This window comes from Flaviflexus sp. (genome assembly GCF_041440645.1).
Lineage (GTDB): Bacteria > Actinomycetota > Actinomycetes > Actinomycetales > Actinomycetaceae > Flaviflexus.
In genome coordinates this window covers 1-23,706 of sequence record NZ_JASDVN010000031.1, presented here as the reverse complement: position 1 = coordinate 23,706, position 23,706 = coordinate 1, and the positions used below count along the sequence as shown (strand labels likewise).

Here is a 23,706-nt window from a genome sequence, read left to right as displayed (position 1 = left end):
TCCTGGGCAGCGGCGGATTCCAAAACAAACTACACCCCCAATTATGAAGAGCCACCAATATTCATGGGAAGAACTCCCAGGCGGCTTGAAATTAGCGAATATGCGACACGTCAGCTCCACAATCACGCAGTTCAAGGCGCGTTCGCTGCCGCGATGGGCCACGAGACGGCACGCGCCTCACTTAGCCGTCGCGAGTAGCGCAAGGATTCTTTGGCGAGGACTCATCGGCTAAGGGCCAGGGTGAAGGGGGTGATTGTCTGAGCGGCACGGGAGGAAGCATCGCGGACGGAATGGCATGTGCCAGCAGTCACGAAGACGGGCGGCGTGCCCTCGTTGATACATAGAATGATGCCGGACTGAAGTGAGGAATGGGTGAGCGAAAAGGAAAGAATGCCCAGGGAGATCTGGGTGCTTGTTGGGGCGGCACTCTTTGTGGCACTCGGTTACGGCATCGTCGCACCGATCATCCCCCAGTTCGCACGCACCTTCGATGTTTCCATCACTGCGGCGAGCGCGCTGACCTCCGTGTTTGCTGGGATGAGGCTCCTGTTTGCCACCCCGGGTGGAAAGCTCATCGACACGTTCGGTGAGCGCAAGATGTACATGACCGGCCTCCTGGTTGTTGCCTTGTCTTCGGCCGCGAGCGGCCTCGCGCAGAACTACGTGCAGCTCCTGATCCTGCGCGGACTTGGCGGCGTCGGTTCCATCGTCTTCTCCGTGTCCGCCATGTCCCTCATCATCAAGCTGTCCCCGCCCGCTCACCGCGGGCGTGCCTCCTCCCTGTACGGCTCCACGTTCCTGCTCGGCAACATTCTCGGACCCTCGATCGGTTCCCTGCTCGCAGTGTGGGGTATGAGGCTGCCGTTCTTCATCTACGCGGGAACGCTGTTCCTTGCCTTCCTTGTCATCCTCGTGGCACTACCCGAGGCTGAACGAGAGCCGGTCACGGACGACACTCCCCGCATAGAACCCATGACGGTGCAGGAAGCAGTGGCCTCGCCAACCTATCGGGCGGTGCTGGTCACCGGCTTCTCGCACGCGTGGACAAACATGGGTGTGCGGCTCACGATGATCCCGCTCGCCACGGGCGTAGCGGTCGGCTTTGACGACTGGGTGTCGGGTGCGGCGCTGACCGCCGGCGCCATCGGAACTGCCCTTTCCCTTCTCATTGCGGGTAGCTGGTCCGATCGCTACGGACGGATGAGAGTGATCGTTCCCGGCCTTCTCATCTCCGGCATCTTCACCATCATTTTCGGCAACCTCGAGAACCCCTACCAGCTCGTGGCTGTCTGCCTGATCGCCGGCATTGGCGCCGGCCTCATCCAACCCGGCGAGCAGGGCGCCGTCGCAGACGTGCTGGACGGTCGGCCCGGGGGCAAGGTCGTGTCGACTTTTCAGATGGCGGGGGACATTGGCCAGATTATTGGTCCGCTCCTCGCAGGATTCATTGCCGACCACTTCGGCTACAGCTTCGCATTCACCGTCTCGGGACTCATCCTCATCCTTGCGGTCCTCGCCTGGATCCCTGCACGCGGCTCCGCCTACAAGGGCTACCGACAGGCGGACAACGACTAGTTCTTTTCGGCAGGTTGCCGCGGGAACTCGTTAGTTCTGGTCGGCAGTTAGTCGCGGGAACACGCCATCCGGTCGATCAGGCGTCCTGAGAGGACGTTAGCTCTGTGCCGAGTGCAAGAGCCATGCGACCATGATCCCACGTTCGGCCGATGTGTGCTTGGATTTACTTGGCGTGCTTGCCCTTCTTGCGGGAGACAGCCATGGCGCCAGCACCAGCAAAGATCAGCCCGGCAGCAAGCGCTGCCTGGTACTCAACGGAGCTACCCGTGAGGGGGAGTTGCTCGGCGGGTGCGGACACCGGTTCCGGATCGGGCTGAATTGCCTGCCTCGGGATGATCGAGTTGACGCCGTACTGACGGTTGATCTCGCCCAGGTTACCCAGAATCGAACCCGAGCCAGAGCCACCACGGTTGCCGGTGAAGCCAGCGTTGCCCGCATTGCCGCCACCATTATCGGAGCTACCGGAACCGTTTCCACCGTTATTGCCCTCCGGGGGAGCAACCGGATCCGGATCGCCGGGATCGCCGGGATCCGTCGGGTCCGTGGGGTCGGTGGGATCAGTGGGATCAGTGGGATCGGTGGGGTCGGTCGGGTCCGTGGGATCTGTGGGGTCGGTCGGGTCCGTGGGATCCGTGGGATCTGTTGGATCGGTGGGGTCGGTCGGGTCCGTGGGATCTGTGGGGTCGGTCGGGTCCGTAGGATCAGTCGGATCCGTGGGATCTGTTGGATCGGTGGGGTCCGTGGGATCTGTTGGATCGGTGGGGTCCGTAGGATCAGTCGGATCCGTGGGATCTGTTGGATCGGTCGGATCCGGGTCGCCGGGCTCTTCAGGGTCGGGATCGCCTGGGCCGGGCTCGGTCGGATCTTCGGGATCCTCGGTGTCGTCTTCACCGGGGGTGGGATCCTCCGGGTCATCCTCCTGGGGATCCGGGTTGCCTGCTTCGTCCTCTTCGCCGTTCTCATCAGCATCGTCTAGGAGATCGTTTGAACGATCCTGAATGCCGATGAGGATCTGACGCTCGGAACCCGTCAGGGGGTCCTCACCTGGGGCGGACTCCCCAGATCGAACGTCGGCAAGAACTGCCTGTTCCTCACCCGTCAGGGTGACCTGACCGGTCTCGGCTAGGTAGATGACGGAGGCAATGAGGTCCTCGTCGGCAGTTGTGGTGGCCGTGTCAGCAAAGGCTGGGACGGTACTTAAACTCAGTGCGATCGCTGCGAGGGAAACCCCGCCAATTCGGGCTTTTCTGCTAGTCATTCGGAACTCTCCAGTGGTGCTAATCAGGTCGGTTTTACCCGGTTTGTCGGGATTTATTTTTACGTGAAGGTGACAAACGAGGTGATATCACATGTTCACATAAATCGCCGTTAAGAGGATATCGGATGGGGTCAAGTCTAAGGTGAACTTGGGGTGAACAATCCAATTTCAGCTGGTGCGAGGGTGGGGAGCCTGTGCAAGAGTAGTGACCAGGCCCGCCCCGGGCTACCACCTCGGTGGCAAGTTACTCGTCAAGACCGAAAGGAACGTAACAATGCCTACTCCAGGAGTAATTCAGGACGAAGACGGCGCGATTCTGGCCATTAGGAACTTCGTAGAAACTGCACGTACCGACCTCCGCACAGAGAACACCCGAGTCTCTGGTCAGATCGATGGATGGCGCGGCAACTGGATCGGTGAAGGCTCCAACTCCTTCGCATCCTTCCAGTCCGCTTGGAACACCAAGTTCACCAGCCTCATGGGTATCCTCGACCAGTTCGAAGCCAACCTCGGCATTACCAGCTCCGAGTTCGACAGCACGGACTCCGATTCCGGCTCCGGCTTCAATACCCTCACCTCGACGATCGACTAAGCCAAGCTCAGAAACTTTTTAAGGAGTATTGAAATGAACATGCGTTACGACCTTGAAGCCCTTTCCACCGGTCAGACCGACATGAACAAGGGCGCGACCAGCATCGACGACATTCTCGAAGGCCTCGCCGCACAGGTTGGCCCGCTCATCGAGCGCTTCGTTGGTAATGCATCGGGCGCCTACTACACGGCACAGGCCCAGTGGGATCGCAAGGCTGCAGAGCTCAACGCGATCTTCGTGCAGGGTTCCAACCAGGTTGGTACCTCTGCAGAGAACATGGGCGGCACCGACAACGCTGGCGCCAACCGTTTCTACGCAGTCTGATTTGTTTGGGTGTGCCGTAAGGGTCCCTTACGGCACACCTTTCTGTTGAAGAAAGGACTGACATGGCGATCGTCAGTTTCGACCCTGATGTCTTCGGGTCCCAACTCAATAACTTGACCGAAATTGCCGACTCTTTCGGTGATGCTCAGACACAGCTCCAGTCTGTTGTTGGCGATTACTGGACTGCACAGTCGGCACTGAACCAGTTCAAGGCACCCCAGGATGGTGTCGTTGACGACCTGGTCGCTGCCTTCAACAACATCAAAACCTCCTTCGAGAACCTGGCTGTCGATCTCCACGGCGTTCGCGCTGCGCTCATCGAAGCGGACATGGTGTCGGCAGAGGACCTGAACGACATCACGGAGAGCCTGGAAGAACTCGACGACAAGATCGATGCCATCGACGCTGTCGTCTCGCCCCAGCAGAACTTGGGCGGCCCGTACCCCATACCTGTCTAGGAGATTCCAATGGGTGCCATTGAAGATTTGTATCAAGTTCAGCCGTTTAACGCGGGAAACGCGTACGCCAATACCGCGAACTACCGCGGAGTGAAGAGCGACCTGAACAACATTGCTGACCGTCTCCAGTCCCTCATCGGAAACCTGGGCATTCGCGGGCTCACGGCAGATGCCATCGACGAGTCGATCACCGCTCTTGTCGAGCAGATCCGCGAACGCGCCGACAACGTCAACCAGCTGTCGGACGCTCGCAACACGGCAACCCGCGGTGGCGACACCGCAGGTGAGCGAGCAGCAACCATTCAGCCCCAGCATCAGCAGGCGCTGACAATGATGGCAAGCACGGATCCCGCCACCGTCACACGAGGCGAGATGCTGTACATGCGTCTCGAGCAAGAAGCCAGCACCGCATTGGCCGCCCTTGCCACCCAGACCAACCAGGCAATCGGCGAGCTTCCCACGGTCTTCCCGGCCTCCGGTCCCGTATCCCAGGGTGGCGGCGGTGGTTACAACAACCAGCGGGGTGCCGCAGCGGGTAATTCCGCTCCCCATTCCACGATCACTCCCGCGGCAACCCACACCGGAGCCAATGTCTCGAGCGCGACGAACTGGATGCCGACGCAGGCGGATCCTGCTCAGCCCATGAACGCTGGCTCTCGCGCAAGCTTCTCGCCGCAGGTTGCGACCGCCCAGCCGACTGCCAACGTCAGCTACGAACCAAGCGTTGGTTCCGTGACCCCAACCGCAACGACCAACACGGGCTTCACCGCGAACCCGGGTGCCGTCGGTGAAGGAGTTGCTACTCCTATCAACAACGCGACTCCTGTGGTCAACCCTCCGGCTGTTGCAACAGCGGCTGATGGTTTTGCCGCAAGCAACGTTCCCTTCGAAGCCTCGCAGAACACTGCCTTTGGTGTGGCGAAGGCTGCGGCCGGTGCGGCGGCTCTGCCCGCCATGGCCAAGGCCGTTAGCCGTGCTGCCTCCGCTATCCCCCGCGGCGGTGCAACCGCACGGGCGAACGGAACTGCCGCCGCTCGTGGCGCCACCCCCAGGGGTGCGGCTCCGGCCCGTGCCACCGGTAGGTCGGGAGCAGCCACCAGAGCTTCGGCAACCCCGAAGGGAAGCCTCACGCCTCGTCCCGGTCAGGGAGCAGCCACCCGCGCTGCCACCCCGGCCCGCGGTACAGGTGCGGCGGGCAAGGGTGCTACCGCTCGTGGCGCCGCAGGAACACGGGGTGCATCGGGTACCGCTCGTCCCGCTACCTTCGCAGCGCGTGGCGCCACCGGCATGGGTCGACCTGCAGCGGCGGGCCGCGCAGGCACCACCGGCAAGGCGGCAGCCCCGAAGTCGGGAACTGGTCGCGCAACGACCGGTCGTGGGGGAGTAACCGCTCCCAGAGCCGCAGGCGGTCAGGGCGCAGGAAAGTCGACGGGTAAGAACGCCGGTCGCGGAATCATGGGACGTCCCGTGACTGGCCGCGGCAAGAAGGACAAGAGCGAGGACAACTCGATCGAGTCGTACGCAGCGACTGAGCTGGTCGATGAGTCGACCGTGACCTTCATTGAGGCCGGCCAGCGCGACGTCGAACTCGACTAAGCAGGACAGTCACGCGGATACGTGACTCCAAAGGAAGAACATGACGATCAAGCGACTTGGAGTAGCAGCCCTAGGGCTCGCACTCCTCGCCGGATGTGGGGACGGGGCTGGTTCCGAGGAATCGGAATCAGCCTCCCCGACGCCCGCAACCTCGACAGAAGCCGCGACCGAGCCGGATACCGAACGGGCAGACGAGGCAACCAAAGAGGAGACGACGGTGGCGGAAGAGACCGACGAAGCAACCGAGGCTCCGGAAGACGCACGCACGGGGGAGGGCACCTTCACTGCTCCGACTCTGTCGGGCAGGGTCAACCTGACCATCGATGCTCCGGAGGGCTGGGAAGCCTACGGCGTCGAGGAGGCCATCACCGACTTCGACCTCATCACCCTCATGAAGGGCGGAACTGGCCCCGAGGATCCACTCGAGTCGATCATTGTGAGCGACCAGCAGATCGGTCTGGATGCTCAGGGCACGATGGAGTCGATGTACCAGTCGTACGGTAGCGATGCTGAACGGTACTCGGGCCTCACCGAGCTGGCGCCCCTCACTCTCGATGGCACGCAGTTCGTTGGTTTCGAGGTCGTCTCCAACACCCAGTCCGGCACCTCCCGTATCCAGTACTGGTTCGCGGACATCGACGACACCGTGATCGGCATCTTCGTCCATCACGGCAACGGCGATGAGCCAATGCCGGATGAATTGATTGCCCTGCGTGACTCGCTGACCATCAGTCCTGCGTAGCTCGCTGACCGTCAACCCTGCGTAGCTCGTCGCTACGCCCGACGGATCGCCATACGACGCATCGGCACAGACCAGGCTGGAAGCAGAGACGGCAACGGTTGGAACCCATGGGCGACGACTGTCGAAGAATATCAAGGAAGGTGGGGGACGGGAATTGAATCCCGTCCCCCACCTCGTGTCTACGGTGGACCTGGTTCTGCTCTAAGGCGGACCTAGACCAGCGCCTGCACTTGGACTTGGCCTCAGACCTAGATCAGTCCGAGAACCTCGTTGAGTGCCTCAGTTGAGGATGGGTGCGTGTAGATCGAGTTCTTGAGCTCCGTTGCGGTCACGTTGTTTCGCATCGCCAGAGACGCGAGATTGATGACCTCCTGGGAGTCCACGTGATGGAGGGTGGCTCCGAGAACCAGATCCGTATCCGCATCGACAACGAACTTGATGATGCCGCGGGGGTCGCCCACGATCTTCGGCCTGGGCATGGCGGCAATGTCGGCGACCTTCTTGACGGCAACCTTGACGTTGAGTCCCCGCGCGCGGGCCTCGGTTTCGTTGATGCCGACCCTGGACATGGGGGGAGTCGTGAACAGCGTGGTGGGGACGGCAACGCGGTCGTTAAGCGACCTCTTGCCTTCTCCCAGGAGCTGGTCCGTGACGATCCTGTTGTCGTCGAGGGAGATGTAGGTGAACTGCGGTCCACCATTGACGTCACCAAGGGCATAGATTCCGGGGACGGAGGTCTCGAGGTACTCGTTGACCTTGATGGCGCCGCGGTCCGTGGTGTCGATTCCTGCTGCGTCGAGGTTGAGAGATCCGGTAGCTGGAACTCGGCCAAGGGCAATGAGAACAGCATCGCCCCGCACGGTCTGCTCCTGATCGTTCCAGTGGTACTGGATGGCAACGCAATCATCGGACTGGTCGATGCGGTGAACGGTGGCTCCGGAGACAATCCGCACCCCGTTGTCCTTCAGTCCGTTCACGACCTCCTGAGCAACATCCTGGTCCTCTTTGATCAGGGGCCGGGAGTTCTTGTCGAGAACCGTGACTTCCGAGCCGTACATGGAGAACATGGAGGCAAACTCGAGACCGATGTGGCCGCCGCCCACCACGATCAGATGCTTGGGGAGGGGCGCGTGTTGCAGGGTGGTTGAGGTGTGGATCCTGCCCCCAATTTCAGCTCCCGCAACATCCGGGATTACGGGTGTGGAGCCCGTGTTGATGATGATCGTGTCGGCGGCGAGTTCCAGGGTGTCGTCACCGCCGGTAACCATGAGAGTGTTCGGTCCAGTGAAAGATGCTGCGCCGGTGAAGACAACGACTGTGTCCAGGTCCGCCAGTATCGAATAGTTCTTTGCTCGTAGCTTGCCGGTGAGCCCATCCCTTTTCTCCACGGACCTGGCGAAGTACTCGGGATCAAATTCGTGGTCGGTGCGGGTCTCTGCGGAGTGGATGAGTGCCTTGGTGGGGACGCAGGCGATGTTGATACAGGTGCCACCATACATGTCGGCGGACTGCTCAATCATCGCCACCTTTTTGCCTGCTCGAGCAAGGGTTCCGACGATGGTTTTGCCACCCTTGCCCCAGCCAATAACTGCGACGTCGAAGTCCATGATGTTCCTCCCGAAGATGTACTTCTGACACTACTCCCGTCGTCAATTTCACGCCGCGGGAACGGTGCACCTGAGGGAGGGAAAGGGCAGGGAACTCAGCGAAAAACCAGGGTTGTTCCTCGGATCAATAACGAGGGCCGTCCAACAGGTCAAGCATGCGTACAGAGAGTCGAGGGTCAATCATTCTCGCAGAGACGTGACTGCCGGACATGCCCGCAGTCCCGATCGGTGTTCGTCCGTGACGGTCGTGGATTACCAGCTGTGAGTTACTTCTTTCGCCACCTGCCGGCGGCGACGAGCAGGAGGGCGAGTCCGAGCGCGGAACCCGCTGCCAAACCAACCCAGGCGAGGGGCTTCGTGACGCGTTGCGGATCCGGTTCGATCGCGGGTACGTCCTGACCCTGGAACTCGGGTTCCGCCTGCTCACCGTACTCGGGGGAGAGGGGGCCGTGCGCCAACCCATCGTCAACAAAGTTGATGGCACCCGAAGGGTTGAGAATGCCCCATCCGGTGGCCGTGTTGTACTGGCCCGCAGTGGGCCGAATTGCGGTCACCTCAAGGCGGTAGGTGATCATGTCCGGCCCCTCATCCGGGTGCGCCGACATGACCAGCGCCGCCACGCCCGCGGCGTTGATTGCCGCGTTGAGGGAGGACGTGTATTCCTTTGCGACAACGCAGCTCATGTTGTTGTTTGCGTTGCTGGCGCCAGGAATGTTCTGCCCGGGTGCTGCAACATCGACCTGGTCGGAGCGGAGCATCGCATCGGAAGAGGACCCATCGGGCGCCACCGCGGTGACCGAGAACACCGAGTCGTAGGAGGCAGGGAAGCGCGCCCGATCAGCATCGGTCTCCGGCTCATCATCGTCGGATGTCAGTTCGCCGGCGGGAGCAATGATGAGAAGGCCCTCGGCTTCTGCGCGGGCCACAGCCTGCTCGAGACTGGGGAAGCCGCGGGGGAGCGCGAGCGCGGTGACAACGAGATCGATGTCGTTGTCGATGGCCCAGTTGATTCCCTCGGCGAGACGCCCCGCCGTTGCCTCAATGTAGGCGTTGTCCATGTTCTCTGGGACGCGGTCGAGAATCTTGATGGGAACGATGGTCGCGTCCGGTGCGAGCCCCCGCACTGGGTACATTCCGTCCGTGCTCCCAACAAGGAAGGAAGCGTAGGTGGTTCCGGATCCGAAATTGTCCGTCGTCGCCCCATCCGAGTCCGTGAAGTCCGCCCCGCCCTCGATGTTCGCTCCCTGGAGGGACGCGTGGTTCGGGTTCACACCGGAATCGATGAGCCCAATGCGCACACCTTCCCCGGTCGCGAACTGGTGTGCCGCGGTCAACCCGAGAACGTCGTACGAGAGCCGGCCCTGGGGTGGTTCGTCGATGTCGTTCTGGTCGGCGGGGCACGAGATGTCGTTAAACGAGGACTCGCGTTCCGGGGCCGCGAAGGCGGCGCCTGGGCTGAGGAGCGCGAGAACGAGCCCCGATGCTGCGAGCAAGCGTCTCACGGGTTGCTCCGCGAGCTCTCCGGCACCGTCGCCCACGCCCTCGAACCAGACAGTGCGGGACCGTCGTAGAGCAGGTCGCGCCACTCGGGTGCCACCGTGAGGAAGTCAGCCTCCTCAAGACCGAAGGCGGACAGCGTCTCGGTTGCTGGGTTGAGCTGGTACATGGTTCCCGACTCGTCCACCAAATACGTGTACCCCATGTCGGAATCGGTGCGGGTGCGCAGGATGGCTCCGGACTGGGGTTCAACATCCACGGTCATCGCATCAGCCCGCGGAATCTCCTTCCCGATAACAAACTCGATGTCCTCACCGGTCGAGTCTGCTAGGTAACCGCAGGGCACCTTCTCTTCCTCAAGCAAACCATCGATCTGCTCCGGCCACGTCGGACGGGTCGGGGAATCGACGAGCTGAAGCTGGGAAAGATCGCGGGTCGTGATCGGGAGCGGGTTCGAGTAGATGCCGCCCTCACCGATCGAGTACAGCTGGATCATGACGGGGGAGAGGCGTTCGATCCTGCCCTCGCGGTGCACCAGGTACACGGTGCCAGCGTTCGCGGTGTCCGATACCTCGAGGAGGGTACCGACGGCGACATCGTCGCCGACGCCTTCGATTGGGCCCGCGGATTCACCGATGCCGGGAATGCTGAGGGCCGCGAGTTCCTCGCCCTCCGGGAAGGCGTTGAGCCAGGTCGCGTTGGCGGCCTTGGGGGTTTGAACTGTGAGGCCCAGGGCCGTGAGGATCTGCTCGGCAGAGTGGGAGTCATTTCCTAGGTGGTAGCGGTATCCGCCCGTCACCAGGTAGTTCTCACCATCGCTTGTCACGTGAACGGCGCGATCGTTCGATTCCTCCCACTCGCCCGTGTTGATTCCCGTCCACGTGCCACCGCCGGTGGCTGTGCAGGTCAGCAGGGACGGGTCGGCGACTGCGGCGGGGGTCGGAACCTGGTCCGGTGCGCCGCTGATGCCGACCTCGGCACCGATATCGGCCTGAGCCAGAGCCTCGGAGCCCGCGCTCACGATACGCAGATTGTCAGGGAACAGGAGGTGCGCGGAGGAGGCGTTGGTGATGGGGTGGAGGGTGCCGTCAATCGACACGTAGCGTGCGCCAGTGTTCTCGTCGGTGATGAGGGAGCCGTGCTCCCAGTTCGCGGGAAGGGAGGGTGCGAACAGGGTGGAGACCCAGGAAACACCAAAGAGGAGAAGGGTGAGGAGCAGGCCTCCGATGAGGCCACCCCAGGGCCGGGTGGGGGTCAGTTCCCTACCCCCGGGCATGCCCGACTGGAACGCTGTCATGAGCCGCGCGCGATTGAATCGCTGCGCGGACAGGATGTCTTTCGTGGAGGCCATGATCTACCAGAGTTCCAGAGCGAGGACGGTGGCGGGAATGATGAGGATGATCGCGGCGTACTCGACAATGTCGCCAACCCTGCGCGTCCATGTCCACGTCCGCCCCAGCACGAGGCCGAAGGCGGCGATCGCGACGGTGGCAATGAGGAGCGCAACGATCACGAACGCCCACTGGTCCGGGTAGGTGACGAGGATGGCGGCGGCAGTGACAACGAAAACCGCGAGCGCACCCACGTACTGGATTGCCACATCGGTGCGGGCGATCGAACGCCTGCTCGCCAGGAGGAGCAGCAGAGTGTCGAGGCCCATGACGGCGATGCCGTAGGGGCCGGTCTGGATCGTGGGGAGGGCAACGATGAGAAGGATGATGACGGCGCTGACCCAGAACGTCACCATGAGGCGGTGTCCGCGGGTGTAGAGCTTCGTCGTTTCCTTCGTGTCGACCTTCTCGTGGTCCTTGTCGAGGCCAGAGATGCGCAGGGTGAGGAACGGGACGAGCATGATCGCGATGCCAACGAGACCCGCGATCGTGACCGAGACGGACGAGATCTCGAAGTCGAAGGCAATGTAGAGCCCGCCGATGATGGCGATCGTGGCTCCCACGATCATGGGGATGGTGAGGAGCTCACGCCACTGCTTGAGTAGCGGCATGGCCAAACCTGCCACGAGGACGATGCCGAGTCCGCCGAAGACGGCCGGGAGTTCGGTATAGGACCCTTCCGTGATGGTGAGTCCGGTGGCTCCCGCCGCCAGCGACGCAACCATCGCGATCGTGACTGCGTGGGAGTCTCGGCCGCTCCGTTGCAGCACCCAGGAGAGTCCGACGAGAAGAACGGCGAGTACACCGGAGATGATCGGGATCGTGATGCCGACGTCGGTCCGGACCCGGATCATGAGGGCAAGCGCGGAAAGAACGAGAATGACGGTGGCGGCCACTGCGGTGGTTGCGGTGTTCTGTTCCGTCCAGGGCTTGTTGGTTTCCTCCGCAGCATCGGCCACGGCCTCAACAATGTCGTCGTACTTCTTGTCCCGCTCGCTGACGCGGGTGGCGAGGCTGAGTACCGCCCCATCCTTCACATTCTGATCAAACAGCGAACGACCCGAGTTCAGGGTCTTGCCATCCACGCCCACGAGGATGAAGCCGCGAGTGACCCCGCGAGGGGTGAGGGAGGTGAACTTGCGGACCAAAGAGGGCAGGATCTCCGCGAGCGGGATGTTGCCCGGCAGGAGCAGGTCGCCCTTGCGGTCCTCGTGAATGATCGTGACGCGCAGGAAGGATCGGGGATCCTCGCTGATGCTGGAGGCGATCCTCGTGCCGATGATCGTGGGATCGTTTGACGGAGCAATGGAACGGGCCTCGGGTGCGCTGTACGCGCTCTCCGGGGCGGAACGAGAGTTGGCTCCCGCCGCTGCGGGAGGTGCGGCAAACTGCTGACGAGCAAAGTTCGCGGGATTGCCCTGACCCGCCTGGAAGCCGGTACCCGGGGCGGAGTGTTGCCCCGGATCGAAGGGCGGCTGGCCACCCTGACGGTTCTGCGGAGGCTGAGGAGGGCGCTGCCCCTGGCCAGCTGGTGGACCACTGTAGGGTCCTTGCCCCTGACCTTGACGCTGACCTTGCTGGTAGGGGCCGGGTGCCTGCTGCCCGCCGGGGCGACCGGGCTGTCCCTGCCCATATCCCTGTTGCGGGAAGGGTGGGTTCGGGTAGTTGGGCGGCTGGGCCTCGTTAGCCTTCTGCGCCCGTCGCTTGTTGCGTCGGGAGTTACGGTCACCAGGTGGATTCATGATCTAACCTCACGCGAGACATCAGCCCAAACCTCCGGTTCGGACAAGAGAGATGACGCCGATTGCGGCCAGCGCCAATGGAAGAGACGATGCGACAGACAGGGACTGCAGGATGTCCCCGATTCGGGAGAAGCCGTAGAAGCGTCGCTCCGGCTTCATGAAGAACGTGGCGCCGATGAACAGGCCCGCCATGCACAGCAGAATCACGGCGGTCACGAACGGATCGAGGCGGAGCTGACCCGACAGGGCAAGGAGGGTGACGAGATAGCCGGCGGCTATCCTCGGGAGGACGCGAACAAAGCGGCTGGAGGACTTCCTCGGAACGAGCAGGCAGGCCGCGATCGCGGTGAGGAACGCGAAGAAAGCGACAGTTCCGCGCCACGAGTCGATGGCCACGAGGTTCACCAGCGCCGGGGCCGTGATGAGGAGGCCGAGGCAGGTGAGGAAGGTCCACAGCCTGTTTCGAGCTGCCGAGATCAACATCAGATTGCCGACATCGGGATCCGTGGTATCCACGGTCCTGTTGCGCACGGCCGGGGCCTCACGGATGACTGCCTCGGAGTCGAGGAGAACATCGGACGGCACCCGGATCGAGAATCCAGAGATCGCGTTGAGGAGCGGTGGACACAGACCAAAGATGATGGCGGCGGTGAGCTCGATCGGCAGGCCAGCCACCATGACACCGACGTCAATGAGCGCCACGACCAGCATGATGACCGAGGTATCGATGCACACGTTGCCAATGTTCGGCGCCTTTTTCCCGCACGCAACCCAGCGGATCAGGGACACCATGCTGATGCCGAGAGCGGCCACGATGAGTAGCTGGTGGGTGTGGTCGCCTGGGTTCACGAAGGTTGAGAGGGAAGCTGCGGCGAAGATGAGGGCGGCGGGGCCACCCACCTCGATCAGTGGCTTGCCGACGGACGTGCGGCACGCAAGGAGAACGGAGACGAGCACGAACGCGCCGATCAGGGACGCGTACACCCACGTGTCGGGTGGGGTCAGGGCAGAGGTCTGGAAGAGGAGGGCCCACATTCCCGTCAGCACGCCTGTCACGATTGCCGTGATACCGAGGGCAACGGTCGTGTTCGATGCTCGCACCTCTGCCGAATGATCAACGGGAATGATCTTCGGTTCCACATCCCAGCCTTCGCTCCGGAGCAGAATGAGTGCCCCGGAGGAGATGTCCTGCCCAAGCACCGCACCGGGACGCATGAGCCGGCCGGTCAAGGTGTAGGGGCGGAGCCGACCAATATCGACCGCGTTCATTGCCTCCTGCAGGGTAACTCCCGCGGGAAAAGCAAGGTCCGTGCGATGATTTCCGTCGTCAAGGATAAGAGTGATCAGGGAGCTGTCGGAGATTGTTCTCGAGCTTGCCATCACCTCTCCTCGCTGGATCGCGTTCTCAAAATACATGACTGTCGGACAACCACTAGTATGACGTATGAGCCCGACAGGTGCAGAAGTTGATCACGTGTTTCGGTGTCCCCTCCGGACAACGAAAGGAATTACATGGCCCGCACAAAACGACAGCGTCCCAGTCCTCCGCCGCAGGAGACAGTGATCGTTAAGACCCCGCCAAACGTTGTTCGTTCCGAGGGCATCACAGGTACCCTCGCCATGATCCTGCCGATGTTCGGCTCCATGGGCATGATGGCCGTGATGGCGCTCTCCTCGAACAGGTCCCCCCAGATGCTCCTCATGTCGGGAGCGTTCATGGTGGCCATGGTGGGCGTTGCCGGCCTCAATATTTACCGCAACCGAGTCCAGCATCGCGATGCCGTCACCGGGTCGCGCCGCGAGTACCTCAACTACATTGCCACCCTGCGGAAGAACGCCCGCAAGGCGGAGGACATGCAGCGCGAGTTCACGCAGTGGTTCCTGCCCCACCCGGCCGACCTCCCGCTGATCCTTGATGAGGGCTCTAGGATCGCGGAACGCGAGACCTCCGACGAAGAGTTCCTGCTGTGCCGAATCGGCTCCGCCGATCAACCGTTCGCAACCGACCACGAACCAGAAGAATCAACGGAACTTGGGGAAACCGACCCGGTTGCCGAATCCGCACGAGCGAGATTCATGGCTGCCTATCAGACCCTTGACGACCTGCCCCTCGGCGTCAACCTCGCCTCGGTCTCCCGGGTTCAGCTGACCGGCAGGGTCAAGGACGTGCGCGGACTGGCCAGGGCCATGGTGGTTCACCTCGCCTCCTTCCTCTCCGAGGACCACCTGAAGATCGCTGTCCTGACGAAGGAAGAGTCGATGGACGAATGGGACTGGGTGAAGTGGCTTCCCCACGTCCAGTCCGACCGCATCCGCGACGCCGTGGGCCCAGCCCGCATGGTCGACACCGATCCCGATAACCTCGTCGACCTTCTACCCGATGGTCTATCGGACCGCCCCAGGTTCACACCCAACGAGGGCGGCACGGAACTCCCTCACCTCATCATCGTGAACGACGGTGTGCGGGTCCCGAGCGATCACCCGATCATCACCCCCGACGGCGTTCTTGGCGTCACGATCATTGACCTGCCTGAATCGTGGGAGTCACTGACCGACCCCTCAACGATCCGACTCAACCTCCGCAACGGAGCGCTCTCCCTCCTCCAGATCGGCTTCGAACCCATCAACGGCAACGCCGACTCCATCACCATCGCCGAAGCCGAGGCTGTGGCCCGCAGGCTTACAAGCCCGATGCTTGCCGCTCCTGGGGATGACTCCGCGGCCGAAGAGAACGAGGCCGTCGGAGAGGCTTCCGCTGAACTCGTCGATCTTCTCGGCATCGGTGACGTTCGGGACCTCGATGTCGCGCAGTCGTGGCGACCCCGCCTCAACAGGGACAAGCTCAGGGTTCCCATCGGTCTCACCCCCGAGGGTAAGTCCGTCTACCTCGACTTCAAGGAATCGGCCCAGCAGGGCATGGGCCCGCATGGCCTCATTATTGGTGCCACCGGTTCCGGCAAGTCCGAGGTGCTCCGGACGATCGTGCTAGCGCTCGCGATGACCCACTCCTCGGATGAACTGAACTTCGTCCTCATCGACTTCAAGGGTGGCGCCACCTTCGCTGGCATGAGCGGCCTGCCGCACGTGTCCGCCATCATCACCAACCTTGGTGACGATCTCACGCTGGTTGACCGCATGGAGGACGCTCTGCGTGGCGAGATGGCTCGCCGTCAGGAACTCCTGCGCGCCGGAGGTAACTTCAAGAACGTCCAGGACTACGAGAAGGCCCGCAAGGACGGCCGCAGCGACCTTGAACCGCTTCCCGCGCTTCTTATCGTGGCGGACGAGTTCTCCGAACTCCTGGCTGAGAAGCCCGACTTCATCGACATGTTTGTCGCGATCGGTCGCCTCGGTCGCTCCCTCGCCATCCACCTGCTTCTGTCCTCCCAGAGGCTCGAAGAGTCCCGCCTGCGTGGTCTCGACTCCCACCTGTCCTACCGCATTGGTCTACGCACGTTCTCCGCGGCGGAGTCGAGGACTGTTCTCGGCGTGGGCGACGCGTACGAGCTACCGCCCATCCCGGGTGTCGGTTACCTCAAGGAAGATCAGAACACGATGAGAAGGTTCCGCGCCTCCTACGTGTCCGGTCCGCCCCCGCGCCGCAGGCTCTCCTCCGCCCCCGTCATCGAGCACAAGGAAGAGGTCGAGTCCAAGGAGATCGCGATCGTCAACTTCACCGCGGCTCCCGTGCGCCTCAAGCAGGACGAGGAAGACGAGATTCTCAAGCCGGAGATCATCGAGGAGGAGGATTTCCTCGACGAGGAGGAAACCGAGACCACCTTCGATATCGCTGTTTCCCGCATGGCGGGGAAGGGTCCGGATGCTCACAAGGTGTGGCTCGACCCGCTCAACATGCCCGCCACACTCGACCAGCTCATGGGAGACCTGGGCATTGACCCGGACCTCGGTTACGTGTCGAAGGGCTGGCGTGGCGCGGGAGCGTTCACCATTCCCGTTGGCGAGGTGGACCGCCCTTACGAGCAGCGCCGCGACACCCTCATTGTTGACCTGTCCGGTGCTGGCGGCCACGCCGCCATCATCGGCGGCCCCCAGTCGGGTAAGTCAACTCTGCTGAGGACGATCCTGTCAACGATTGCCCTCACCCACACCCCGCAGGAGGTCCAGTTCTATGTCATGGACTTCGGTGGCGGTACCTTCGCCCCCTTCCGGGAGCTCGCCCACACCGCCGGCATCGCGCTCCGTAGGGACACCGATCGGGTCAATCGCATCGCGGCCGAAATCACCTCAATCATTGATGATCGCGAACAGTTCTTTGCGAACAACGGAATAGACTCGATGGAGACGTACCGGCGCATGAGGGCGGCCGGTGAGGTTGACGATGGCTACGGCGACATCTTCCTCTTTGTCGACAACTGGGCGACCCTGCGCGCCGACTTCGACCAGGTCGAGATGAGGCTCCAGAACATCATGCCCCGAGGCCTCAACTTTGGCCTCCACGTCATCGCCTCGGGCCTGCGCTGGATGAACTTCCGCACCCAGGTCAAGGACATGTTCGGCACGAGACTCGAGCTGCGCCTCGGTGATCCGCTGGACTCCGAGATCGATCGTAAGATCGCGAAGAACGTGCCTGACAGGGTTCCGGGACGCGGCCTCGAGCCCAGCAAGCACCACTTCCTTGGTGCGCTACCCAGGGTCGATGGGTCCCAAGATCCGAGCTCGATCTCGACCGGTGTTCGTGACCTTGTGTCCAAGGTGAACGAGGCATGGAAGGGCAAGCCCGGGCCGAAGCTGCGCGAGCTACCCCTCGAGATCAGCATCGAGACGGTCCGCGAGATGGCGGGGACGGACGACCGCAGGATCCTCCTCGGTATCAACGAGTCCCGCCTCGAGCCGTTCGGCATCGACTTCTTCAAGAACGACCACTTCTTCTTCTACGGCGGCCAGGGTTCAGGCAAGACGGCAACGCTCCGCCTCATCGCAGCCGAGATCGCCAGGGTCTACACGCCCGAGTTGGCACAGATCTTTGCCGTGGACTACCGCAGGTCCCTTCTGGGGGAGCTCCCGGAGGAGTTCATTGGTGGCTACTACACAACAGCGGATCAGGCGATGGAGCAGCTCTCCGGGCTTGCCAACTACCTGAAGATCCGCCTGCCCGGCCCCAACGTCACGCCCCAGCAGTTGCGTGACCGGTCCTGGTGGACGGGCAAGGAAGTGTTCATCATGGTGGACGACTACGACCTGGTCAACACTCCCTCGGGCAACCCCGTGGCGGCCTTCCAGCCCCTCATGGCCCAGGCTCACGACCTGGGACTGCACATCATCCTGACCCGTCGTTCGGGCGGTGCGCAACGCGCCCTGTACGAACCGGTGATGCAGGCCATGACGGACCTCGCCGTCCCCGGTATGCTCCTTCCCGGTTCCCCGGAAGACGGTCAGATCCTCGGCAGGCTCAAGCCCCAGGTCGCCAATCCAGGCAGGGCTCAGTTCCGATCACGCGAGGTCCCAAGGGAACAGCTCCAGATCGCCTGGGAGATCCCGAAGCTGGACTGAGCCGCGGTCCCATCACGGTTCGATGCGTTCCTTCACGAATTCCGAGGAGAATCGGTGACAAGTAAGAACCAACTCCACATGACCTACTAGATAGGCCACATGTTAGGTCCCTGCCCTCGCAACTGAGCGGCAGGGACTTTTCTGTTCCACGGATCTGTCCGCTTGTCCGATGGTTAATGTTTGCTGAACAGGGTTCCTCTCACCTGGCAGGGTTTCACTGCCCGCCGGTAGGATTCAGTAGACGATTACACACGTGAGAATGGATTTCTGAGGATGACGCGTCGAACCGGTGTGAAGATGTGGGCTGTGCCTGCCGTTCTTTTGCTGGCGCTCAGCGCCTGCACCGGAAACACTTCAGAAGAGCCATCGCCAACGACCACGCAGTCACAGTCGCAGGAACCAATCCAAGGAGAGACAGTGGAAATTGATCGCCAACTACGCATGCAGGTTCCGGACGGCTGGACAGCCCTGACGGACAACATCCCCGGACTCGATATTTACATCCTCATGATCGTCCCAGCGGACACCGACCTGGCAGAACTTGAGCCCGGGACGGACCGCCCCGACTTTGCATATCTGACCGTCGCGAACCTCGGTCCGACAAGGAATGGTGCTGAAAGCTACTCGGCTGCAGTCATGGAGTCCGATGCGGAGAACACAAGCTCATACTCGGACATCGTTGCACTGGATCCAGTTGAAGTGGACGACACAACCTTCTACGGCTACGAAGGCACACTCATTCAGAACGGGACGGAAGCACCTTTCCAGTACTGGCATGCTGACGCCAACGACGCGACCTACAAGGTTGCAATCCATGCCGATGCAGACGGCGAGTTCCCACAAGACCTCAGCGATGCCTTCAAGTCGATCGACTTCAGGCGGTAGTCGCAGCGGCTATCACGTTGCTACAGATGCATAGGGTTGGGGCCAGTTCATGAAGAACTGGCCCCAAGTTTGTTCAGCCGTTCAACTGCTCAATTGAGTGGCCCGGCGGGCTACTCGTCACCCTCCTGCTGAGCATCGTTGAGGTTGCCCTCAATGTCCTGAACGTGCTCATCGAAGCGTGAACCCGCACCGTACTCGTGGTCGGTAACCCACTGCTCGAATGCGATCTTCTCTTCGGCAGTCATCTGCGAGTAAGGGATGAAGTTTCCGTCACTGTCAAGAATGTCGTACTGCGAGTACGCGCCACCCGGACCGAACATGTCAACGGGGTCCGCCCCAACGGACCAGTTCGTGTTCTGGCTGACAGCGGAGTAGAACTGCTCGCGGACCAATACCTCGACAGCATTGTGGTCATTGACCTGCTGCGCTTGGCCTGCGGCGGCGTTATCTGTTGGGAGGAAGGCTTCAAGTCCCGCGTCGAGTAGCCCGAGATTCTTGATCTGACCCTGGGCCCATTTCTGACCGGGGGTTTCGAGTATCTCACTGAAGGGAATGGCTCCGTAGCCGGCCTTGAGAACGCCCTGCAGATAGGCGTTTCGGTTGTCGTAGGCCTCTCCGACCGCCGTATTCTTGTCCGCTTCTGAGGTCGTCAACTGTACGAGGACATTGCCCCAGTTGGCGTTCGCCTCGTGGATCATACCGTCGTCGTCCTGTTCCATCGCATAGACGAGATCGGCGTTCATTTCCATAATCGATTGGTCAATGAGCGTATTGAGTGCGGGAGGTCGTCCACCAACCCACGTGCCGTCCTCGTTTTGCTCGGGGTTGTCGAATGCGAGGTCCGTGAACAGGCTTTCTCTGTCATCACCAATGATTTGATCTCGCAACTCTGCGTCGAGCACGATTTTGTAGCCATCCCCGCTCGGGTCCATAATCACACCGCTTGAGCTACCCGGCGTAATGATGCCGTCAGCAATGTCGCTCATGTAGTCGTCAAGGATGAAACCTGCCCAACTCCGCAGGCCGGAGTTGAAGTGACCAAACTTGTCCTCGCCGTCCACCTGGTCGCCATCGCCGATCCACTGGAAGTCGTTATCGAAGGCCAAGCCCTCGGTGTAGCCTTCAATGAACTGATAAGCGATGTTTGCGCTGGCCTGGCTTGATGGATCAACTGAGGTGGCTTCGTGCAGTAGTTCGCCAAGTGCGTCGCCATTATCTTCCCAGGCTGCGGTGCCCGCGAGCCATGGCTTATGACCAACCAAGTAACGGGTCATCTCCATGGGAACTGCGTCTGTGTCGCGGTCTCTATCGTGGTCCACATCGAAAGCTGTGGTGGAGTTAAGGAATGTCTGGGCAGGTTCACCTGTGCCATCCATAAGACCAAGCATGTTAAGCACCGGATCGGCTGGAATGCCATCGTCGCCCATGGTTGGAAGTAACCGGAAGGACATTGCCCCATTCGAATCCCACAGGAAGTTCGCCTCGTGATTCCATGCAACAATGTCGTGCGCAACTGAGTTGGGGCCGTTGAGGAAGCTGTCCCCAAGGGCGAGGTTGGGATTATCCTGTGCCGCGAGAGCCATGATTTGAGTCATGGCAGAGTAGCCCGAAGTTCCACCCGCGTAAGAGTCCCAGCTGTTGGGGTTTCCATCTGAATCCCACATGTTGCGTCCGGCCTCGATCATGTCCCCCTGAAAGCTCTCGCGCCAGTCGTCGAGCCCATCGAATCCATCGAAATCAAATGATTCGCCCATGCCGGAAGCGTTCCAGGAATCCCACACACTCTGCCTGTAGCGTGCCAGTTCGCCTGCCTGACCATCCAGGCTCAAAGCGGCGTCGGAAATCTCGTTGGTGCCACCCGTTGCCAAGATGAGGCCCGCACCAAAGTGCCCGAGAGCTTCCTCCATCTCCTCCTGTTGCTCAAGAGTCATTGGCGCATTCATGTAACCGACTCGGCCCATGAGGGCATTGAGTTCGTCGACTCCAAACTCATTGAAGAAGGCCGTGGCGAAGAACGGATCGTTTGCCATTCGCTGCCCGTACTTGTCATTGAATTCCCGTAGCGCCTCCTCGGTTGGGAAGCCATACTCATCAACATCGGACAGAATGTCGGCAGCGTCCTCAGCATCGACCGATGCCTGCTCAAGTTGCTGTTGGGCGCCAAGGATCCCGCCATTGTCACCGAAGAGCGAATTGCCAACGGATGTGCGATTCGGTGGCGCGCCACCCTCTCCCATCGTCACGATGGTTTCGAGTGCGGCGATGATGTTCCCGCCAGCGGTTGATGCCGCATCGTCGACGGTGCTGACAGCTGAGTTGTAGAGGCGAGCGAGCTCGTCCTGGGTTTCTTCAAGGTTCTCGTGTTGCCTCTGGATCTCAGCCAGGAACGAGGAGTCGTCAAATACGACATCGGGAGGGGTTGCGGCCCGTGCCGATGCCATCTCAGCCTCAGTGGTTTCGACGTTCTCATCGTGGGTTTCAATCGCCTGGTCCCACTGCTGCTGATAATCCGGGATCGTGACATCCACGAGATGCCGGAACGTCTCGTGGTAGGTGCCGTATTCGCCGCTGATCGTGCCAAGCACTTCCTGCACCGCCATTGCCGCGCTCTGAATGTCGAGGCTCTCGTGGGTGTAGGCATCAGCGGATTGGCCAATCCAGTTGACGAGGTTGGGGCCGTGCGCGACTACCTGCGTCTCACCGTAGGCGCCGCCGATGTTCTCGAAGGATCCACCAAAGTCGGACACGGTCGGACTTGGCGTGTTGGTGGGCTTGGGAAGTGCTGCGCTTCCGCTCATGCGTGAGTATCCCATTAGCTTGCCGCCTCACTGGTCAGGAAATCGAAGTCTTGCGTGATGTTCTGCTCGGTGTCATCAAAGTTCGCGGACGCTGCTTCCGTGCCGGAACCCAGCATCGCGCAAGCATCGGAGAGCTCCTGGGTGATGTTGTACAGCGTGTTGATGGCGTTGTCGGACTGTGATCGTAACGAGTTGACGCCGTCGTTGGTGCACTTGTTGGAACCGCCGACTTGGTCGACTGGAAGAATCACGATCGATGAGCGGACGTTATCGAGCAACTCCTGGACACCTCCCGCGATGTTTACAAACGTTTGAGAGTCCGTCCAGTCTGTTTTTGCGGTGATGCCGGCAGCATCCCAGTCGAATTGGATCTCGTTCATGCCTGTCCCCTTACGGCCGTGATGCAATGGCCGATTCTGCCAAAATTCCTCTTCCAGACTATGCAAATCGGACTCTGACCCTCGACCCGAGGACGGTTTGTTCACGAGAAGTTCACCGTTCTCAAATCGTCGGCGGCTGTCCGATCCTGCCAGTCGTGACGACTTTCCTCTTGCCAATCTATGGCAGAAAGAGGCTCAAAGGGACGCTGGGAGGCCAGTTGGGAAGAACTCCACCAGCGTTTGAACGGGAGAATAGTGCTGTGGTATTAACGGGCGGCAATGGCGCCCATGACGAGAGCACGGGGCACGGGAGAAGCGTGAAGGCGTTCCTGGTGAGGGGCTCGCGAACGACTAACCCCGACGCTCGGACGAGTTGGAAGCTTTCCTATTTGACGCCCCGGTCTCTGCTTTCTCATCGGTTTCTTCCTCAATGACCATGTCCGACTCAGAGCTCGAGCTACCTTCCGGGCCGGGCTGTTCGGAATCCTTGGAGGGCGTTGACGATGAGGGTGCGGGTTTTTGCCCGTTGTCCCGCTCATCCGGAGGGATGGGAACGACGGGAGAGGTGGAGAGGATGCGGGTGGTGATGATGCCACCGATGGTGATGGCAAGCATGACGGTCACGAGAACCACCACCTGGAAGCGCGCCGCCTCAACAGGGGAAGCGCCACCCATGATGGCACCAACGAATGCTCCCGGCAGGGTCACGAGACCCGTGGACTTGGTTTGGTCGATGGTGGGAATGAGTGCCTCGCGAATCGACTCCTGACTGATCCGAGCAAAGGCTTGGCGGGGGCGTGCGCCCAGTGCCAACCAGCCCTCGACTTCTCCTCGGTGCGCGTACGAGGAGCGCATGAAGTTGCGTCCCGTCAGGGTCACGCCCGACATGGAGTTCCCGATGACAATGCCGGCAATGGCAATGATGTAGCGGACCTCGAACTCAATCATCCGCAACGCAAACACGAGGGTGATGGAGATGATCGCGGCGGTGCAGACACCGGCTATGGCCGCAACCCGGCCACGGTGCAGATCCTTGAGTCGGCCCGATGCGGTCAAGGCTGCGACGCTCATCATGAGAACAACGAAGAGGGCGGCCGTCCACGGCTGGGAGAACACGCCATTGAGGATAAGAGCGATGACGGCAAGCTGAAGGATTGCTCGCACGCCGGCAATGGCCGGCTGCCAGCCAAGGCCAATGCCGGCGTAGCGATGAAGGAGGAGCGTGAGGGTCAGGACAACCGCTAGGCCGATCCCCGTCATGACGATTTGATCATTCACAGCGCATCCCCTTCACGGTGTGATGTCTCAAGACATAGGTGACGTTTCTGTATCAGGACATAGGTGACAGTT

18 protein-coding genes are annotated in these 23,706 nt (G+C 61.3%); 9 read left to right on the top strand and 9 right to left on the bottom strand.

Features of this window, described 5'->3' with window-relative positions:
* A partial coding sequence (locus tag QMB98_RS04215) for a hypothetical protein (RefSeq protein ID WP_371684420.1) occupies window positions 1–198 on the top strand: 198 nt, incomplete at its 5' end.
* Between the two features lie 174 nt (window positions 199–372).
* Window positions 373–1,575, top strand: a complete 1,203-nt coding sequence (locus QMB98_RS04210) for an MFS transporter (protein WP_371684419.1) — start codon at window positions 373–375, stop codon at window positions 1,573–1,575.
* A gap of 163 nt (window positions 1,576–1,738) precedes the next feature.
* Here the strand turns inward: QMB98_RS04210 and QMB98_RS04205 are convergent, their stop codons facing one another.
* Window positions 1,739–2,833, bottom strand: a complete 1,095-nt coding sequence (locus QMB98_RS04205) for an LPXTG cell wall anchor domain-containing protein (protein WP_371684418.1) — start codon at window positions 2,831–2,833, stop codon at window positions 1,739–1,741.
* Window positions 2,834–3,107: 274 nt separating this feature from the next.
* Between QMB98_RS04205 and QMB98_RS04200 the strand changes: the two genes are divergently transcribed.
* The 5 genes from QMB98_RS04200 (at window position 3,108) to QMB98_RS04180 (ending at window position 6,545) form a co-directional block, all read left to right on the top strand.
* Window positions 3,108–3,425, top strand: coding sequence for a WXG100 family type VII secretion target (locus tag QMB98_RS04200; protein ID WP_371684417.1), 318 nt, complete (start codon window positions 3,108–3,110; stop codon window positions 3,423–3,425).
* Between the two features lie 33 nt (window positions 3,426–3,458).
* Window positions 3,459–3,749, top strand: coding sequence for a WXG100 family type VII secretion target (locus QMB98_RS04195; protein ID WP_371684416.1), 291 nt, complete (start codon window positions 3,459–3,461; stop codon window positions 3,747–3,749).
* Window positions 3,750–3,811: 62 nt separating this feature from the next.
* Window positions 3,812–4,207, top strand: coding sequence for a hypothetical protein (locus tag QMB98_RS04190; RefSeq protein WP_371684415.1), 396 nt, complete (start codon window positions 3,812–3,814; stop codon window positions 4,205–4,207).
* A 9-nt stretch (window positions 4,208–4,216) separates the two neighbouring features.
* On the top strand, window positions 4,217–5,803 hold the full coding sequence (locus QMB98_RS04185) for a hypothetical protein (RefSeq protein WP_371684414.1): 1,587 nt from the start codon (window positions 4,217–4,219) through the stop codon (window positions 5,801–5,803).
* A 40-nt stretch (window positions 5,804–5,843) separates the two neighbouring features.
* A complete protein-coding gene (locus QMB98_RS04180; RefSeq protein WP_371684413.1) occupies window positions 5,844–6,545 on the top strand; it encodes a hypothetical protein in 702 nt (233 codons plus the stop codon).
* 248 nt (window positions 6,546–6,793) lie between these two features.
* On the opposite strand, the gene QMB98_RS04175 is transcribed toward QMB98_RS04180, so the two are convergent.
* The 5 genes from QMB98_RS04175 to QMB98_RS04155 form a co-directional block, all read right to left on the bottom strand.
* Window positions 6,794–8,152, bottom strand: coding sequence for an FAD-dependent oxidoreductase (locus QMB98_RS04175; RefSeq protein ID WP_371684412.1), 1,359 nt, complete (start codon window positions 8,150–8,152; stop codon window positions 6,794–6,796).
* A gap of 266 nt (window positions 8,153–8,418) precedes the next feature.
* Window positions 8,419–9,654 carry a S8 family serine peptidase gene (locus tag QMB98_RS04170; RefSeq protein ID WP_371684411.1) on the bottom strand — a complete coding sequence of 412 codons (1,236 nt, stop codon included), beginning with the start codon at window positions 9,652–9,654 and terminating at the stop codon, window positions 8,419–8,421.
* Complete coding sequence (gene eccB / locus QMB98_RS04165) at window positions 9,651–11,000, bottom strand: type VII secretion protein EccB (protein WP_371684410.1); 1,350 nt, start codon at window positions 10,998–11,000, stop codon at window positions 9,651–9,653. Before eccB ends, QMB98_RS04170 begins: the two co-directional genes overlap by 4 nt.
* Window positions 11,001–11,003: 3 nt before the next feature.
* Entirely contained in the window at window positions 11,004–12,782 is a 1,779-nt protein-coding gene (gene eccD / locus QMB98_RS04160; RefSeq protein ID WP_371684409.1) for a type VII secretion integral membrane protein EccD, read from the bottom strand.
* Window positions 12,783–12,803: 21 nt separating this feature from the next.
* Complete coding sequence (locus QMB98_RS04155) at window positions 12,804–14,162, bottom strand: hypothetical protein (RefSeq protein ID WP_371684408.1); 1,359 nt, start codon at window positions 14,160–14,162, stop codon at window positions 12,804–12,806.
* A gap of 180 nt (window positions 14,163–14,342) precedes the next feature.
* Here QMB98_RS04155 and eccCa point away from each other — a divergent pair, with 180 nt between their 5' ends.
* A complete protein-coding gene (eccCa, locus tag QMB98_RS04150; protein ID WP_371684406.1) occupies window positions 14,343–18,293 on the top strand; it encodes a type VII secretion protein EccCa in 3,951 nt (1,316 codons plus the stop codon).
* A 417-nt stretch (window positions 18,294–18,710) separates the two neighbouring features.
* Window positions 18,711–19,178 carry a hypothetical protein gene (locus QMB98_RS04145; RefSeq protein WP_371684405.1) on the top strand — a complete coding sequence of 156 codons (468 nt, stop codon included), beginning with the start codon at window positions 18,711–18,713 and terminating at the stop codon, window positions 19,176–19,178.
* A gap of 110 nt (window positions 19,179–19,288) precedes the next feature.
* On the opposite strand, the gene QMB98_RS04140 is transcribed toward QMB98_RS04145, so the two are convergent.
* From QMB98_RS04140 to QMB98_RS04130, 3 genes are all read right to left on the bottom strand, one after another.
* Window positions 19,289–21,976, bottom strand: a complete 2,688-nt coding sequence (locus QMB98_RS04140; RefSeq protein ID WP_371684404.1) for a hypothetical protein — start codon at window positions 21,974–21,976, stop codon at window positions 19,289–19,291.
* 14 nt (window positions 21,977–21,990) lie between these two features.
* Entirely contained in the window at window positions 21,991–22,356 is a 366-nt protein-coding gene (locus QMB98_RS04135) for a hypothetical protein (RefSeq protein ID WP_371684403.1), read from the bottom strand.
* 351 nt (window positions 22,357–22,707) lie between these two features.
* Window positions 22,708–23,634 (bottom strand): ABC transporter permease, encoded by a 927-nt coding sequence (locus QMB98_RS04130; protein ID WP_371684402.1) that lies wholly within the window; start codon window positions 23,632–23,634, stop codon window positions 22,708–22,710.
* Window positions 23,635–23,706 lie beyond the last annotated feature (72 nt).